Genomic DNA, 15989 nt, shown 5'->3' on the forward strand with positions numbered 1-15989 from the left:
CAAAACACAGCATCGCGGGGATCCGCGATCAGGCTCTCCATCAACACCTCGCCGGAAAAACGCACCAATACCATGCTGAACGTGGGCAAAAGCTGTGCGGGTGGGCGTGATTTTCTGCGCCCGGAAGATGCCGGCATACGCAGATTTTTACGTCAAACAACGTATTGTTGCGCCGCACCGCAAAACCTATTCTCCATCCCAGAACGAACAGAAAGAAGCACCGGCAGGGAGAAAAAATCGCATGCACTGCATTCGTATGCCGTGCACTTGCGATGGTAACGGGCCGGTCTTTCTACTCGTTTTGAGGCCCTCTGAGTTCTTTGATTTTCTCTGACCAGTACAACAACCAATAACGCTCGAAAGGAGTACCGCATGTCGCACCATTCCTCTTCCAAACCGCCTTCGTCCCAACGCCGCAAGATCATGATGGGCATCGTTGCAGGCGCCGCCGGTGCTGCCATGGCGCTCCCGGGTCTGGCCATGGCGCAGCAGTTCCCGACCGCCAAGATCAACACCACCAAGCTCGCCATCACCGATACCGAAGTCACCGTCGGCCAGTTGCACTCGGCCACCGGCACCATGGCGATCAGCGAAACTGGTTCTATCCAGGCCGAGCGTCTGGCGATCGATCAGATCAACTCCATGGGCGGGATCCTCGGTCGCAAGATCAAGATCATTCAGGAAGACGGCGCCAGCGACTGGCCGACCTTCGCCGAAAAAGCCAAGAAGCTGCTTGAGAACGATCACGTCGCCGCCGTCTTCGGCTGCTGGACATCGGCCTCGCGCAAAGCCGTGCTGCCGGTCTTCGAAAAAGACAACGGCCTGCTCTACTACCCGACTTTCTATGAAGGCCTGGAGCAATCCAAGAACGTCTTCTACACCGGTCAGGAGGCAACGCAGCAAGTGCTGGCAGGCCTGAACTGGGTGGCAAAAGAGAAGAAGGCCAAGACCTTCTTCCTGATCGGCTCCGACTACATCTGGCCGCGCACCTCCAACAAGATCGCCCGCAAACATATTGAAAACGTGCTCAAGGGTTCGGTGGTCGGCGAAGAGTACTACCCGCTGGGCAACACTCAGTTCGGCTCGCTGATCAACAAGATCAAGCTGAAAAAACCTGACGTCATCTTCGCCGACGTGGTCGGCGGCAGCAACGTTGCATTCTACAAACAGCTGAAGGCTGCCGGCGTCACCGCCAAGACGCAAAACCTGCTGACCATCTCCGTGACCGAAGATGAAATGCTCGGCATCGGCGGCGAAAACGTCGAAGGCTTCTTCGCTTCGATGAAATATTTCCAAAGCCTCGACAACCCGAACAACAAGAAATTCGTGTCCGAGTTCAAGGCCAAGTTCGGCGCCAATTCGGTGATCGGCGACGTGACGCAAGCAGCTTACCTCGGCCCGTGGCTGTGGAAGGCCGCGGTTGAAAAAGCCGGCAGCTTCGACGTCGACAAGGTCGTCGCCGCCTCGGCCGGCATTGAGCTGAAGACCGCACCGGAAGGCTACGTCAAGGTTCACGCCAATCATCACCTGTGGAGCAAGACACGTATCGGCGAAGCGCAAAAAGACGGCCAGTTCAAGGTCATCTATGAGTCGGATCTGATCGAACCGAATCCTTTCCCTAAGGGTTACCAATAAGCGATTGTGTTTGTTGGCAGCAAAGCGGCGGCGTCTGTAGTGACATGCGGGCGCTGCCGCCCACGCCATTGAATACCTGAAATCTTCAATACCAATTCTTAACCACCCAGGGCGGGAGTCAACATGGTTTCTCTATCCGAATTTTTCGCCATCTTCGCCATGCAGGGCTTCAACGGCCTGTCGGTGTTTTGCGTGTTGCTGCTGATGGCTCTGGGCCTGGCGATCATTTTCGGGCAGATGGGCGTGATCAACATGGCGCATGGCGAGTTTCTGACCATCGGCGCTTACATCACTTATCTGCTGTCGCATCTGACGACGACCTATGCACCCAGCCTGCAGCCGTACTACTTCTTCGGCGCGGTGGTGCTGTCCTTCCTGGTTGCATACGGCTTCGGCTATCTCACCGAGCTGTTGCTGATCAGCCGTCTCTATAAGCGTCCGCTCGACACGCTGCTGGCAACCTGGGGCCTGAGTCTGGCGATGCAGCAGACCTTCCGTTCCATCTTCGGCGCCAAAGAAGTCAGCGCCACCTTGCCTGACTGGCTGCTCGGCTCGTTCAAGCCGACCGACGCCATCGACATCCCGATCAATGGCCTGTTCATGATGTGCCTGACGGTCTTGCTGACCGGTGGCATCTTCATCCTGCTGTTCCGTTCGCGCTGGGGTTTGCAGGTGCGCGCCACGATGCAGAACCGTGTCATGAGCGGCGCCGTCGGCATCAATACCCGCAAGGTCGACCGCACTACCTTCGCCCTCGGTTGCGGTGTGGCAGGCGTGGCCGGCGCAGCCTTCACGACGATCGGCTCGACCGGCCCCACCAGCGGTTCGCTGTATATCGTCGACACCTTCCTGGTGGTCGTGTTCGGCGGTGCGCAAAGCCTGATCGGCACGATTGCTTCGGCCTTCTCGATCGCGCAAACGCAATCTACTGCCGAGTTCTTCCTGACCGGTTCGATGGCCAAGGTGCTGACGCTGTCTGCGGTGATCCTGATTCTGATGCTGCGCCCGCAGGGTTTGTTCTCGGTGCGCGTCCGTAAATAAGCGCAAATAAATCGTCTTACAGATTTTCTCAGCGAGGCTTAACAATGAATGCAGCATACGAAAAAATATTGGGAGGCAAGTCCGGATTGATGGGCTTGCTGATTCTGGGCGTGCTGTTGCTGGTGATTTTTCCGCTGGGCCTCGACATCTTCCGTCTCAACCTGGTCGGCAAATATCTTTCCTACGCGTTCGTCGCCGTCGGCCTGGTGCTGTGCTGGGGTTACGGCGGCATCCTGAGTCTCGGCCAGGGCGTGTTCTTCGGCGTCGGCGGCTACTGCATGGCGATGTTCCTGAAGCTGGAAGCCTCTGATCCGATCAGCACCAAGATCCAGTCGACGCCCGGCATTCCCGACTTCATGGACTGGAACCAGATCACGTCGCTGCCGGCGATGTGGCAGCCCTTCCACAGCTTCAGTTTTACCGTACTGGCGGTGCTGGCGGTGCCGACTCTGCTGGCACTGATCATCGGCATGGCGATGTTCAAACGCCGTGTCGGCGACGTGTACTTCTCCATCGTGACGCAAGCGATTGCGGCGATCCTGTCCATCCTGATCATCGGCCAGCAAGGACTGACCGGCGGCGTCAACGGCATCACCGATCTGAAGACGCTGATGGGTTGGGATATCCGCACCGACAGCGCCAAGATGATTCTGTATTTCGTCAACGCCGGCCTGCTGTTCGCCTGCATCCTGTTCGGCCGCTACATCCTGACCTCCAAGCTGGGGCGCCTGCTGATGGCGATGCGCGACAAGGAAGAGCGCGTGCGCTTCTCCGGCTACGACGTCGCCAGTTTCAAGGTGTTCGTGTTCTGCGTGGCGGCAATGTTCTCTGCCATCGGCGGCGCGATGTTCACCTTGCAGGTCGGTTTCATGTCGCCGTCTTTCGTCGGTATCGTGCCATCGATCGAGATGGTGATCTACGCCGCGGTCGGCGGTCGCATGTCGCTGCTCGGCGCGGTGTACGGCACGCTGCTGGTCAACTTCGGCAAGACTTATTTCTCCGAGACCTTCCCCGAGCTGTGGCTGTTCCTGATGGGCGGCCTGTTCATCGCGGTGGTGATGTACTTCCCGAATGGTCTGGCCGGCGTGTATGAAAAGCAGGGCAAGCGCCTGATGGAAAAGCTGTCCCGTAAAAAAGCAGTACCGCCCGAGCCGGTGAAGCCGAAAACGGCGACCAAAGCCGATCCGGCGGAAGTCCATATCGACGGCGCCAACCTGGAGGCCAGCAAATGAGCAATGCACCCATCGGATTCGAATCGACCGACCATCCCGTACTGGCGATCGAGGACCTGACGGTCTCCTTCGACGGCTTCAAGGCGGTCGACAAGCTCAACCTCTACGTCCAGCGCAATGAAGTGCGTGTGGTGATCGGCCCCAACGGCGCCGGCAAGACCACCGTGCTGGACCTGATCTGCGGTAAGACGCAGGCGACCTCGGGCAGCATTCGTTTCAACAATCATGAGCTGACCAAGATGAGCGAGCACGCCATCGTGCGCGTCGGCGTGGGGCGCAAATTTCAGACGCCGTCGATCTACGAAAACCTCAGCGTGTTCGAGAATCTGGAGATGTCCTTTCCGCGTGGGCGCAAGGTGTTCGGTGCGCTGACTTTCAAGCGCACCGCCGATGTAGTGGCGCGCGTCGAATCGGTGGCGGCAGAGATCTTCCTCGACCAGCATCTATACACCCAGGCCGACCTGTTGTCGCACGGTCAGAAGCAATGGCTGGAGATTGGCATGCTGCTGATGCAGGAGCCGGAGCTGCTGATGCTGGACGAACCTGTCGCCGGCATGAGCGTGTCCGAACGCGAAAAGACTGCGCAACTCTTGGGACGCATCAGCCAGGGCCGTTCGGTGGTGGTGATTGAGCACGACATGGATTTCGTCAAGAGCATCGCGCACAAGGTGACCGTGCTGCATCAGGGAAAAATTCTCGCCGAGGGCAGTATGGACAAGGTGCAGTCTGACCCGAAGGTAATCGACGTCTATTTAGGCCACTAATTCATTCCCGGAGCCAGCCATGTTTAACGTATCGCACCTCGCCTCCGGCTACGGCCAGAGCGCTGTCATTCACGACATCAACCTGTCGGTGGCGAAGGAAGAAATCGTCGCCGTCATGGGTCGAAACGGCATGGGAAAGACCACGCTGTTCAAGACGCTGATGGGCATCCTTCCGCTGCGCGACGGCAGCATCAAGATCGACGGCGTCGAACTCGGCGCCATGGAAAGCCATCAGCGCGTCTCGCGCGGCGTGGCTTACGTGCCGCAGGGACGCATGATTTTTCCCGGCATGACGGTGCTGGAAAACATCCAGACCGGCCTCGCCGCCGATGCGCGCGGCAAGGTGCCTGACGAGTTGTATGCCCTGTTCCCGGTGCTGTACGAGATGCGCAGCCGCAAGGGCGGCAATCTGTCGGGCGGGCAGCAACAGCAACTGGCGATTGCACGCGCACTGGCGACCAATCCGCGCGTGCTGCTGCTGGATGAGCCGACCGAAGGCATCCAGCCGTCCATCATCAAGGACATCGCACGCAGCCTGAAAGAAATCCGCAAGATCCGCGAGCTCACCATCATCGTGTCGGAGCAGGTGCTGAGTTTCACGCTGGAGATCGCCGACCGTTTCCTGGTCATCGACAAGGGCCGCTTCGTCTATGAAGACACGCGTGACAACGTTGATGCGCCGACTATCAGCAAGTATCTGTCGGTGTAAGGGTCTGTTCTAAAACCGTTTTGAAGGAGGAGCATCGTCATGAGGCATGGAGACATATCAAGCAGTAAAGACGCGGTAGGCGTGGCGGTCGTCAATTACAAGATGCCGCGCCTGCATAACCGTGCTGAAGTGATGGACAACGTCAACAAGATCGCGGCCATGCTGGTCGGCATGAAGCAGGGCTTGCCCGGCCTCGATCTTGTTATTTTCCCCGAGTACTCGACGCACGGCATCATGTACGACGAGAAGGAAATGTACGACACCGCCGCCACCATTCCCGGCGAAGAGACGCGCGTGTTCTCGGAAGCCTGCCGCATCGCCGACGTCTGGGGTGTGTTCTCGCTGACCGGCGAGCGTCATGAAGAACATCCGCACAAGGCGCCCTACAACACATTGATCCTGATCAACAACCAGGGCGAGATCGTGCAGAAGTACCGCAAGATCATGCCGTGGACGCCGATCGAGGGCTGGTATCCGGGCGACACGACTTATGTCTGCGACGGCCCCAAGGGATTGAAGATCAGCCTGATCATCTGCGACGACGGCAACTATCCGGAAATCTGGCGCGATTGCGCCATGAAGGGCGCCGAATTGATTGTGCGTTGCCAGGGCTACATGTACCCGGCCAAAGATCAGCAAGTGCTGGTCGCAAAAGCGATGGCCTGGATGAACAACGTCTACGTCGCTGTCGCCAACGCGGCCGGCTTTGACGGCGTGTATTCGTACTTCGGCCACTCGGCCATTGTCGGTTTCGATGGCCGCACCCTCGGCGAATGCGAGACCGAAGAGATGGGCATCCAGTACGCCGAGCTGTCGGTCAGCGCGATCCGCGACGCGCGCCGCAACTGGCAGTCGCAGAACCATCTGTTCAAGCTGCTGCATCGCGGTTACACCGGCAAGATCAACTCCGGCGAATCGTCGGCCGGCGTGGCGGATTGCCCCTTCGATTTCTACAAGACCTGGGTCAACGATCCGCAGGCGGCACGCGCCAAGGTCGAAGCGATTACGCGCAAGACCGCCGGCACGCCGGAGTGTCCGGTGCCGGGTATTCCCAACGAATAGCCGTAACGGACAGCTGTAACGAACAGTAGCAACGAAAACCCTATTTCACGCACGAACCACATGAACCAAACGAGAAGGAGAGTCGCATGCAACACTTCAAGATCAAGCCCGGCGTACCGCTGGCAGAGCAGCCTGAACTCGGACACAACCGCTGGCATCCCGACCTGCCTTTCCTGTCGTCGGTCAAGCCGGGCGAAGCGATCCTGATTGAATCGCTGGACTTCCTCGACGCCCAGATCAAAGACACCGACGACGTCGCCGACGTCAAGAACGTCGACCTCACGCGCGCCCATCCGCTGACCGGTCCTTTCCATGTCGAAGGCGCCGAGCCGGGCGACTTGCTGGTGATCGACCTGCTCGACATCAAACCGGTGACGCCGGTCGGTTTCTCGGGCGTGTTCTCCAAGGAAAACGGCGGCGGTTTCCTGGCGGATTATTTCCCCGAAGCCGATAAAGCGATCTGGGATCTCAAGGGCCTGTACGCAACTTCGCGCCACATCCCCGGCGTGCGCATCGCCGGTCTCACGCATCCAGGGTTGATGGGATGTTTGCCGTCGCACGATCTGTTGGCGGAGTGGAATCGCCGCGAAGCGCCGCTCGCTGCCAAGGGCCTGGCCAAGCCGCCTGATCCAAGTACTGCCGTGTTGCGCGGCCTCACCGGCGCCAAGTTCGACGAGATGGCAAAGATCGCTGCACGCACTGTGCCGCCACGCGAACATGGCGGCAATACCGACATCAAGGATTTGTCGGCCGGCACGCGGATTTTCTTCCCGGTGTATGTGAAGGGCGCGGGCTTCTCGATGGGCGACTTGCACTTCTCGCAAGGCGACGGCGAAATCGGTTTCTGCGGCGCGATTGAAATGGACGGCGTCAGCCACGTCGGCTTCGATCTGATCAAGGGCGGCATGGCGAAGTACAACATCACTTCGCCGATCTTCATGCCGAGCGTGGTCAAGCCGCACTACGAGCAGTGGCTGACCTTCGAAGGCATCAGCGTCGAAAACGGCGTCAACTATTACCTCGACGCCACCGTCGCGTATCGCCAGGCTTGCCTGAAGGCGATCGACTACCTGACCCACTTCGGCTACACCGGCAGCCAGGCCTACATGCTGCTGACCGCCGCACCGGTGGAAGGCCGCATCGGCGGTATCGTGGATATTCCGAACTGTGCGTGCACGGTGTCGCTGCCGACTTCGATCTTTGATCAGGACATTACGCCAAAAGGCATGCTGAACGACAAATCGTACTGGGGCCGAAAACCTTAGTCGTTAGTCCAGTCGCGGATGGAGGTTTCACTCCGTCCGCGATCCTCGCATCAAAGCAATTTTCACACCGGAGCAGAACATGCCCTTATACGATATCCGCTGCAGCCATTGCGAAGGCATCTTCGAGAAATTCCTCAACATGCAGGCCTTGCATGGCCAGGTCGCCTGCCCTTACTGTAAAACGGATACCACCGCCGCACCATTGCTGACGGGCGGTCGCGTCGGCTTGCAGGTGACGCAGCGCTGGCGTCCGCGCAACGGCGCCGAGCAACTCGCAGGACAGGGTGCGGCGGGGCCGGGCGCGCATGCGGGTGCGGCGCGCAGCAGCGTGCTGCACAATTGCAAGGGGCATAGCTGCAGCATTTGTGCGACGTGAGATTTCGCAATCAATGTGAAGACACAAACTGCGCGCCGTCATCCTGCGGCGGCAGTGCAAAGCTCTTGCGCATGCGCTCCACCTCATCGACCGGTGTGCGGCCGAACAGGCGTTTGAATTCTCGGCTAAACTGTGATGCGCTTTCATAACCGACCTGCGCGCAGGCGGCACCCGCCGTCATGCCGTTGCGCAGCATCAGCAGGCGTGCCTGATGCAGCCGTGTCGATTTCAAGTATTGCAGCGGCGAGGTATCGGTAACGGTCTTGAAATGCGCATGGAAGGTCGGCACGCTCATGCCCGCTTCCCTGGCCAGTTGTTCGATGCCGAGCGCTTCGTCATAGCTGCGATGAATCAAACTGATGGCGCGTGAGATCTTGCCGAACTGTCCTTGCATGGTCAGGGCGGCGCGCATCGATCCTCCTTGCTGGCCGGTCAACACGCGGAAGTAAATTTCGCGTCTCAACGATGGACCCAATATTTCCGCTTCCAGGGGATTATTCATGGCCTCCAGAAAACGCAGCACGGAACTGCTCAGCGCCATCTCCATCGGCGTCGATACCATCCCACGCGGTTTGGCGGCGCTGGGGCCGACGCATTCATCGATCTGAATCATCAGCTCTGCTGCTATTTTGAAATCCAGACGCAGGTAAATCGCCAGCATCGGCTCCTTCTCGCTGGCATCGGTTTCCATCGAAAACGGTACCGGCACCGATACCGCCAAATAGTGCTGGGCATCGTACAAATACACTTCCGAACCAAGATAGCCGCGCTTGCGTCCCTGTGCCACGATCACGATGCCCGGCTCGTACAGCACCGGCATGCGCTTCAGTGGACGATTCGAACGCAGGAAGCGCACATCGGCCAGCGGCGACAGGTTGTAGCCCTCCAATGGCGTCAGCGCCGCCAGCAATTCGACCATACGTTTGGCCATGCGGCGACGGACTTCCATCGGCGTGCTGAGTGGCGAGGAGATTGGCATCTCATTGAATCCGGCAATGGGCAATGCTGCTACTGTGCCATTGTTTTGCCATATTTGCAGATGTCTCAGAGAATCAGGCAAACATGCGAGAAGAACCGGCAGCCGCGATGTGCGTGGAAATCGATAATGGCCTTGTCGATTTTTGTTCTTTTTTTTACGCACAGCAAAGGAAATGCCATGTCCGCATCCAAAACTTTTTTCATCACCGGCGTCAGCAGCGGCTTCGGCCGCGCCTTGTCGCAAGCTGCCATCGATGCCGGTCATCGTGTGATCGGCACGGTGCGCAATGCCGCTGCCGCAAGCGATTTCGAAGCACAGTTTTCAGCAACGCCGGGACGCGCATTCGCACGTATTCTCGACGTCACTGATTTTGCCGCCGCAGAAAAGATCGCGGCCGATGTTGAAGCCGCCATCGGCCCGGTCGATGTGCTGGTCAACAATGCCGGTTACGGTCATGAGGGCATCTTCGAGGAATCCGGCATGGATGCCTTGCAACGTCAATTTGACGTCAACGTGTTCGGCGCGGTGGCGGTGACAAAATCCTTCGTGCCCTTCATGCGTCAACGCCGGCGCGGTCACATCATCAACATCACGTCGATGGGCGGCTTCATTACGATGCCGGGCATTGCGTACTACTGTGGCAGCAAGTTCGCGCTGGAGGGAATTTCGGAGACGCTGGGCAAAGAACTCAAGGCCTTCAATGTGTTTGTCACTGCCGTGGCGCCGGGATCGTTTCGTACCGACTGGGCGGGGCGCTCGATGGTGCGTTCGCCGCGCAGTGTCGCCGACTACGACGCGCTGTTCGACCCCATCCGCAATACACGTGCAGAGCGCAGCGGCATGCAGCCGGGCGATCCGCGCAAAGCTGCGCAGGCGATGTTGACGCTGGTGGATAGTCCGTCGCCGCCGGCGCATTTACTGTTGGGAAGCGATGCATTGGGGCTGGTCAGGAAGAAGCTGGCGGAGCTGACGCAGGAGCTGGCGCAATGGGAGGCGCTGACGTGTTCGACGGATGCTGCGTAGACTGAAACGGCGCAATCGGAGAAGCGTTCGGTGATGACAGCATGGCAAATTTATTTCTTGGCAATGTCTGACAAACTGCTGAATCTTCTTACAGATTAATACAACTTTACAGTCTTCGTTTTGCGGTCTCTCTTCGTTAAGAAGGTAACAGCCTTGTTGCGCCCGGCGTTTATCCGGGCGGTCGATATGAGGCTGACATCATTATCCGATTTGCTAACGAGGAGAAAAAAATGAATACCAGACTGATCAGGATCGCAGGCCTGTTGTCGGCTGCCGTTGTAGTGGTTGCTGTCAGCGGCTGCGTGGTGACGCCGCCGTCGGTGCGCCCGGCTTATGTTGCGCCACCTGGCGTGGTGTATGTGGAGCCGGCTTACGCATCGCCCGGACCGGGCTATGCCTGGGAGTATCACGCGCACTACGGCTGGGGCTGGCACCATCCGCAATACGGCTGGCATCGTGGCTGGCGTTGAGTGAACGGATGGCGACGGCTTGACGGCCTTCGCTTGTCTTCCGTCCTGCATTCCATCACAGGAATGCAGGACGTTTTCATTTCTGCATTTACTTCACAGTCTTGTTATCCGCTCTCCGATCGAATTCGCGACGCGCCTGTTCGATGCTTTGCAGGTTCTCCGCCGCCCAGATCCACACGCCGCAAAATGCCGCGCCCAGGCTCATGCCGAGTTCGGTGAGTTTGTAGTCGACGCGTGGCGGCACCACCGGATGTACGGTGCGAATCAGCAAGCCGTCGCGCTCCATCTGACGCAAGGTTTGCGTCAACATCTTCTGGCTGATGTTGCCGACCAGTTCGCCGATGCGCGTGAAGCGCGACTCGCCGTGTTCCGACAACACTTCGAGAATCAGCATGGTCCACTTGTCGGCGACGCGGCCGATCACCTCGGTGACGAGCGCTTCCAGACGTGGATCGATTTCTTTCGGCGGCGTCTGCGTGGTGTAGTAGTGCGCCTTGGCAATTTGTTCTTTGGTTGGTGGTGCGATCTTCATTTGGCTTGCTCTCCCATTACTCTCTTTCAGGTAACTCTCGCACTTGATAGTGCCTACTTTCTAAAAGAGAGTGTAGTCCATATACTGGGTTTCAGCGGGTTTTCTGGCAAGCGAAACTTGCCGCTAATCCGTCGTTAGCTCTCCCATCATCCTTGGACTTACGCGCAGGAGCAGTCATGAAATTGAAGAATAAAACCATCCTCATCACCGGTGGCAGCAGCGGCATCGGTCTTGAGCTGACGCGCCGTTTGATTGCACTGGACAATACGGTGATCATCACCGGTCGTGATATCGACAAGCTGCACGCGGCAAAAAGCATGTTGCCGCCAGTACATATCATTCGCAGCGACGTCAGCGATGTTGCTGCGATCGCCGCCTTGCACGCCCAGGTGACGGCGCAGTTTCCTGCGTTGGATGTCTTGATCAACAACGCCGGCATCATGCGCAATCTTGATCTCAACGATACGCGTCATGGCGTCGCCGATGTCACGCGCGAGATTGATATCAACCTGAGCGGGCCGCTGCGCATGGTGCAGCAATTCCTGCCGCATTTAAAGATGCAGAAGGAGGCCGCCATCATCAATGTGTCATCAGGACTAGCCTTCATACCGTTCGTTTCTTCACCGGTGTACAGCGCCACCAAGGCCGCACTGCATTCCTACTCGCAAGCCTTGCGTGTGCAATTGCGCGGCAGCAGCGTCACCGTGATCGAGCTCGCTCCGCCGGGTACGGAGACGCCCTTGTTCCGTGATGAGTTCAAGGAAGAAGTGAAGGACATGAAAGCCATGGACGTCAAAGTGCTCGCCGAACACGCGATTAAAGGGATCGAAGCAGGGAGATTGGAAATCCGCCCGGGGCTGAGCAACGTACTCAAACTGATGAGCCGGCTGGCACCGGAATTCATGCTGAATCAACTGGCGAAGAGTTTCAGGCCGACCGGGGTGTAGGTTGATGTAACCAGGGCGGCACTGAGGAGGGAAAACCGAAGTACGCGAGGATATTGCGTACTTCGGTGTACTGCAAAGAGCCAATCAAATGATCAGAATGCGTAGCGGCCTTGCACGTAGATTGTGCGTGGCGCGCCGACCATGCGGCCTGCATTGCCGTCGATGTTGCGCGTGTAGTAGCGGCGGTCGGTCAGGTTATTGACACCTGCCAGGACGTCGAAGCCCTTGGCATTGGGCATCTTCCAGCTGACTTGCGCATTCCAGGTGCGGAAGCCAGGGATTTCGCCGACGCTGCCATCGGCACTTTCTGTAATGGTATTAGCGACATCCATGAACTGGCGGCTTTGATGGGTAGTCGACAGATTGAATGCCCAAGGGCCAGTTTCGTAACGTGTCCCGATCGTGTCGGTCTGACGGGAGTAGAACGGCACGTCAAGGCCTGTGGTCGCACCGGATCGTTGCAGAGCCCGCGTGTAAGCATACGTCGCATACACATTCAGACCGCGCAATGCGCCATCCTTGTCGAAGCTGTAATCGATCGACGTTTCAACACCGTCGTGCTGAGTCTTGCCGATGTTCTGGAACAGCGCCGGATTGGAGCCCGGGATTTGCGAGATCTGGTTGTCGAAACGAATATCAAAGACAGTGACTTCAGCGGAGAGATTGTTGCCCTTCCAGCGCGCACCGGCTTCAACGGTTTTTGCCAGTTCAGGTGACAACGGGTTGTTGGCCGACAGTGAGTTGAGCTGGGTGTTTTGCACTACGCCGAAAGAGGTGTTGTAGTTGGTGAACAGCGTCAGTTCCGGCGAATACAGATAGGCCACGTTTATCGATGGCAGCGGCTTGTTGTTGGTGACTTCGAATTTGCCGTTGGTGGCTGAATCAATGCGTGTGGAATTGATGTGCTCGTAGCGTACGCCCGGCGTGATGCGCCATGCACCAATGGAGATCTTGTCGTCGATATAGACCGCATGTGCATCGGTGCTGTTCTTGAATGACGAGACTGCACCGTTGACACCAGTTGCAATGGACTCGTTGTAGGTCTTGTCGGTGCCGCGTTCGCCGATGTAGCGATAGCCGACAGTGACGTCGTTGGCGACCTTGCCGGTGAAGAAGCGTTGTGTATAGCGCGGTTCGATACCGGTGGTCTGGTAATCCCGCGGCTGGTGCTGATAGTTGGTGGTGGAGCTGCCGATCAACACACTTTGGCGGAAGCTCTCGACAAAGTAAGTACGGATTTCAAATTCCTTGGTATCTGAAATTGTATTCAGGTAGCCGAGATCAATGGCCTTGCGATTGCCCGACCAGAAGTCATGCTTGCGTGTGTTCTGGAACGGGTTGGCATTGTATTGCGCAACTGTCAGTCCGCCGGGTGTACGCGAGAGGACGTCGTAGTAAGACACCTTGCCGTAGATTTCCGAGCTTGGATCGATTTCAAAGCGGAACTTCAATGCGAAATCGTTGAGGCGTTCATTGCTGTTGTCGCGCCACCCCGATCCTTCCGTTCCCGAATACAACATGGCGAGGCCCAGACCATTGTCCAGTTGAGTGCCTGCAAATGCGCTGTACTGCGTGCTGGAGCCGCCCTGGCTGTAGCTGTTGTAACGCACGCTGGCGTCACTGGTGAGGCCCGGCGTGGTCGGGATCGAGCGTGTCTTGAAGTTGATGATGCCACCGACGTTTTGTGGGCCGTAACGCACGGCGCCACCGCCACGTACGACGTCAATTGCTTCGATGTTATTGAGGCTGACTGGTGCAAACGAAATTTGCGGCTGGCCGTAAGGAGCGACTGACATCGGCAGACCGTCCAGCAAAATCGTCGATCGGGGCGAATAGCGTCCGGTCAGACCGCGCACACCGATATTTAGCGAAATGGCACTGCCGGCCGTACCGGAGTTGTCGGTCGCCTGCACGCCGGGAATGCGGCGCATCACGTCACCGATGTTGACGGCGCCGGTGCTTTCAATCTCCGTTTTTTTGACGACGGTGCGCGCACCCGGGAATGTTTTCACGCTTGTCTCAAGCGTATTGCTGCCCAGCCAGTCACCGCTGACCTGAATGGTTTCCAGCGAATTGCCGCTTTCCGGTGCAGCTTGCTGCGCATACGACGCGCCGGACAAGGATATCAATGCGGTGGCAATGGCGACGGCGCAGCGGTTGGGCGTCGCGACGGTGCGAGGAAGTGTAAATGGAATCATGGTCATGTCGAGGGGTAGAGAAGGCGAGCGGTGCTTCCGGTCTTCAATTTTTGGGTTACCGGAAGACCTGTAAAAGAATTCTTTATAGATGTAACTAAATAAGAATCATAACTATTTACATCTTCGATACCAAGAGGAACATGCTGTTGCGTATGGGCTTCATGGCTTGGAGGGTGACAATCGTTGTGAAAGTGTTGTTAAAAAAAGACGGTGTCACTATGCGAGCTGAAAGCAATCGCGGACAGCCGCAACCGGGCCTGAGGCGGAAAAAGATGACGTTCGGCAAACGTCCGGGCATTCGTGTACGCTTTCGCCTTCGATTAAGTCCGGCGCATCAAGCGCATTCCATGAAGACGGAGCAACAGATGAACAAAGCGAACACAACATCTCCCACCAAAGTCGCGCTCGTGATTGGCGGCGGCAGCGGCATGGGCGCCGGCGTTGCGCAGAAACTGGCCGCCGACGGCTTTGGCATCGCCATCCTGTCCTCATCCGGCAAGGGCGAAGCGCTCGCCAATAGCCTTGGCGGCGTCGGCATCACCGGTTCCAACCGTTCGCAAGACGATTTGCAAAAAGTGGTGGATGCCTGTGTTGCACGCTGGGGCCGTATCGACGTGCTGATCAACAGCGCAGGTCACGGTCCGAAAGGAAAAGTGCTGGAGCTGACTGACGAAGAATGGCTGCTCGGCATGGAGGTCTATCTGATGAACGTGGTGCGCACCGCGCGTCTGGTCACGCCGCTGATGCAAAAGCAGGGTGGCGGCACGATCATCAATATTTCCAGCTTCTCGGCGGTGGAGCCGTCGCAATCCTTCCCGACGTCGAGCGTGTTCCGCGCGGGGCTGGCGGCGTACACCAAACTGTTCGCCGACAAGTACGCCGCAGAGAACATTCGCATGAACAACGTCCTGCCGGGCTTCATCGACAGCCTGCCGGAAAAGCCGGGCGTCAAGGAACAGATCCCCATGGGCCGTTACGGCAAGGTCGCCGAAATTGCAGCGCTGGTGTCGCACCTGTCGTCCGACGATGCCGCCTACATCACCGGACAAAACATCCGTATCGACGGCGGCATCACCCGTTCTCTTTAAATTTGATCTGGAGGAGTTAAACATGGTGCAGTGGTCAGCCGTCCTGGCGGTGTTGTCGGTGTATATCACCGGTGTCATGATTCCCGGTCCGAACTTCGTCGCAGTCGTACACAAGGCGGTGTCGTCCACACGTGTTGCTGCGCTGGCGATGGTGGCCGGTATTGTCGTGGTCAACTTGTTTTGGGCGACCTGCGCCATTCTCGGTGTGGGAATCGTGTTCGCCACTTTCCCTTGGGCCGCGCTGGTGGCGAAGATTGTCGGTGCCGCGTATCTGATCTGGTTCGGCGGCAACTTGATTCGCAAGGCGCAAACCGGATCAGGCGCGGCGGTGCTTGCCGGCGCAGAAGACGTGATGCCCGCAGAACAGAGTTTGCGTCAGGCTTTTGTGCAAGGTTTTCTGACCAATATCGTCAATCCTAAATCGATGGCTTTCTTTGCTGCGGTGTTTGCCGCAGCAACGCCTGCACATGTCTCCTGGCCGACCTTTGCCGCCATGCTGACGGTAGTCGGTGTGGTGGCGTCGTCGTGGTACAGCATGGTGGCGATCGTCATGTCGCATCCAGGCATTGCAGCGAAGTACCGCCGCGGCAAGGTGTGGATGGATCGCATCTGCGGCGGTCTGATCGTCGCGCTGGGCGTACGCCAACTGGTGCGCTGAAAATGCGGAC

General features: G+C 57.9%; 16 protein-coding genes. 13 read left to right on the forward strand and 3 right to left on the reverse strand.

The genetic code is table 11. The features are described from left to right. Nucleotides 1-372 precede the first annotated feature (372 nt). The 8 genes from urtA to hmeg3_RS01495 all read left to right on the forward strand — a co-directional run bounded on the left by urtA (nt 373) and on the right by hmeg3_RS01495 (nt 8084). Nucleotides 373-1635: an urea ABC transporter substrate-binding protein gene (gene urtA, locus hmeg3_RS01460; RefSeq protein WP_094562154.1), complete on the forward strand. Its 1263-nt coding sequence runs from the start codon at nt 373-375 to the stop codon at nt 1633-1635. Between the two features lie 123 nt (nt 1636-1758). Further along, the gene (urtB, locus tag hmeg3_RS01465; protein ID WP_094562155.1) at nt 1759-2676 is read left to right on the forward strand and encodes an urea ABC transporter permease subunit UrtB; all 918 of its coding nucleotides are present in this window, start codon (nt 1759-1761) and stop codon (nt 2674-2676) included. A 44-nt stretch (nt 2677-2720) separates the two neighbouring features. Next, a complete protein-coding gene (urtC, locus tag hmeg3_RS01470) occupies nt 2721-3908 on the forward strand; it encodes an urea ABC transporter permease subunit UrtC (protein ID WP_094562156.1) in 1188 nt (395 codons plus the stop codon). After that, the gene (gene urtD / locus hmeg3_RS01475; RefSeq protein ID WP_007884565.1) at nt 3905-4672 is read left to right on the forward strand and encodes an urea ABC transporter ATP-binding protein UrtD; all 768 of its coding nucleotides are present in this window, start codon (nt 3905-3907) and stop codon (nt 4670-4672) included. The genes urtC and urtD overlap by 4 nt, the downstream gene beginning before the upstream one ends. Nucleotides 4673-4691: 19 nt before the next feature. Then, the gene (gene urtE / locus hmeg3_RS01480; protein WP_094562157.1) at nt 4692-5381 is read left to right on the forward strand and encodes an urea ABC transporter ATP-binding subunit UrtE; all 690 of its coding nucleotides are present in this window, start codon (nt 4692-4694) and stop codon (nt 5379-5381) included. A gap of 39 nt (nt 5382-5420) precedes the next feature. Then, complete coding sequence (locus hmeg3_RS01485) at nt 5421-6443, forward strand: aliphatic amidase (protein ID WP_094562158.1); 1023 nt, start codon at nt 5421-5423, stop codon at nt 6441-6443. Between the two features lie 86 nt (nt 6444-6529). Further along, nucleotides 6530-7708, forward strand: coding sequence for a formamidase (gene fmdA, locus hmeg3_RS01490; protein ID WP_094562159.1), 1179 nt, complete (start codon nt 6530-6532; stop codon nt 7706-7708). 79 nt (nt 7709-7787) lie between these two features. Beyond that, the gene (locus hmeg3_RS01495) at nt 7788-8084 is read left to right on the forward strand and encodes an FmdB family zinc ribbon protein (protein WP_094562160.1); all 297 of its coding nucleotides are present in this window, start codon (nt 7788-7790) and stop codon (nt 8082-8084) included. Between the two features lie 10 nt (nt 8085-8094). Here the strand turns inward: hmeg3_RS01495 and hmeg3_RS01500 are convergent, their stop codons facing one another. After that, nucleotides 8095-9063: an AraC family transcriptional regulator gene (locus hmeg3_RS01500; protein WP_232511806.1), complete on the reverse strand. Its 969-nt coding sequence runs from the start codon at nt 9061-9063 to the stop codon at nt 8095-8097. A gap of 177 nt (nt 9064-9240) precedes the next feature. Between hmeg3_RS01500 and hmeg3_RS01505 the strand changes: the two genes are divergently transcribed. Next, nucleotides 9241-10086: an oxidoreductase gene (locus tag hmeg3_RS01505; RefSeq protein ID WP_094566077.1), complete on the forward strand. Its 846-nt coding sequence runs from the start codon at nt 9241-9243 to the stop codon at nt 10084-10086. Between the two features lie 230 nt (nt 10087-10316). Further along, nucleotides 10317-10556, forward strand: a complete 240-nt coding sequence (locus hmeg3_RS01510; protein ID WP_094562161.1) for a hypothetical protein — start codon at nt 10317-10319, stop codon at nt 10554-10556. An 88-nt stretch (nt 10557-10644) separates the two neighbouring features. Here the strand turns inward: hmeg3_RS01510 and hmeg3_RS01515 are convergent, their stop codons facing one another. Beyond that, nucleotides 10645-11088, reverse strand: coding sequence for a helix-turn-helix domain-containing protein (locus hmeg3_RS01515; RefSeq protein ID WP_094562162.1), 444 nt, complete (start codon nt 11086-11088; stop codon nt 10645-10647). A gap of 176 nt (nt 11089-11264) precedes the next feature. On the opposite strand from hmeg3_RS01515, the gene hmeg3_RS01520 reads away from it, so the two are divergent. After that, nucleotides 11265-12035: an SDR family oxidoreductase gene (locus tag hmeg3_RS01520; protein ID WP_094562163.1), complete on the forward strand. Its 771-nt coding sequence runs from the start codon at nt 11265-11267 to the stop codon at nt 12033-12035. 92 nt (nt 12036-12127) lie between these two features. On the opposite strand, the gene hmeg3_RS01525 is transcribed toward hmeg3_RS01520, so the two are convergent. Beyond that, nucleotides 12128-14233, reverse strand: a complete 2106-nt coding sequence (locus hmeg3_RS01525; RefSeq protein WP_094566078.1) for a TonB-dependent siderophore receptor — start codon at nt 14231-14233, stop codon at nt 12128-12130. Nucleotides 14234-14598: 365 nt separating this feature from the next. Between hmeg3_RS01525 and hmeg3_RS01530 the strand changes: the two genes are divergently transcribed. Continuing rightward, a complete protein-coding gene (locus hmeg3_RS01530) occupies nt 14599-15321 on the forward strand; it encodes an SDR family oxidoreductase (RefSeq protein WP_094566079.1) in 723 nt (240 codons plus the stop codon). 22 nt (nt 15322-15343) lie between these two features. Then, on the forward strand, nt 15344-15979 hold the full coding sequence (locus hmeg3_RS01535; protein WP_094562164.1) for a LysE family translocator: 636 nt from the start codon (nt 15344-15346) through the stop codon (nt 15977-15979). Nucleotides 15980-15989 lie beyond the last annotated feature (10 nt).

Source organism: Herbaspirillum sp. meg3 (assembly GCF_002257565.1).
In the GTDB taxonomy this organism is placed as follows: domain Bacteria; phylum Pseudomonadota; class Gammaproteobacteria; order Burkholderiales; family Burkholderiaceae_D; genus Herbaspirillum.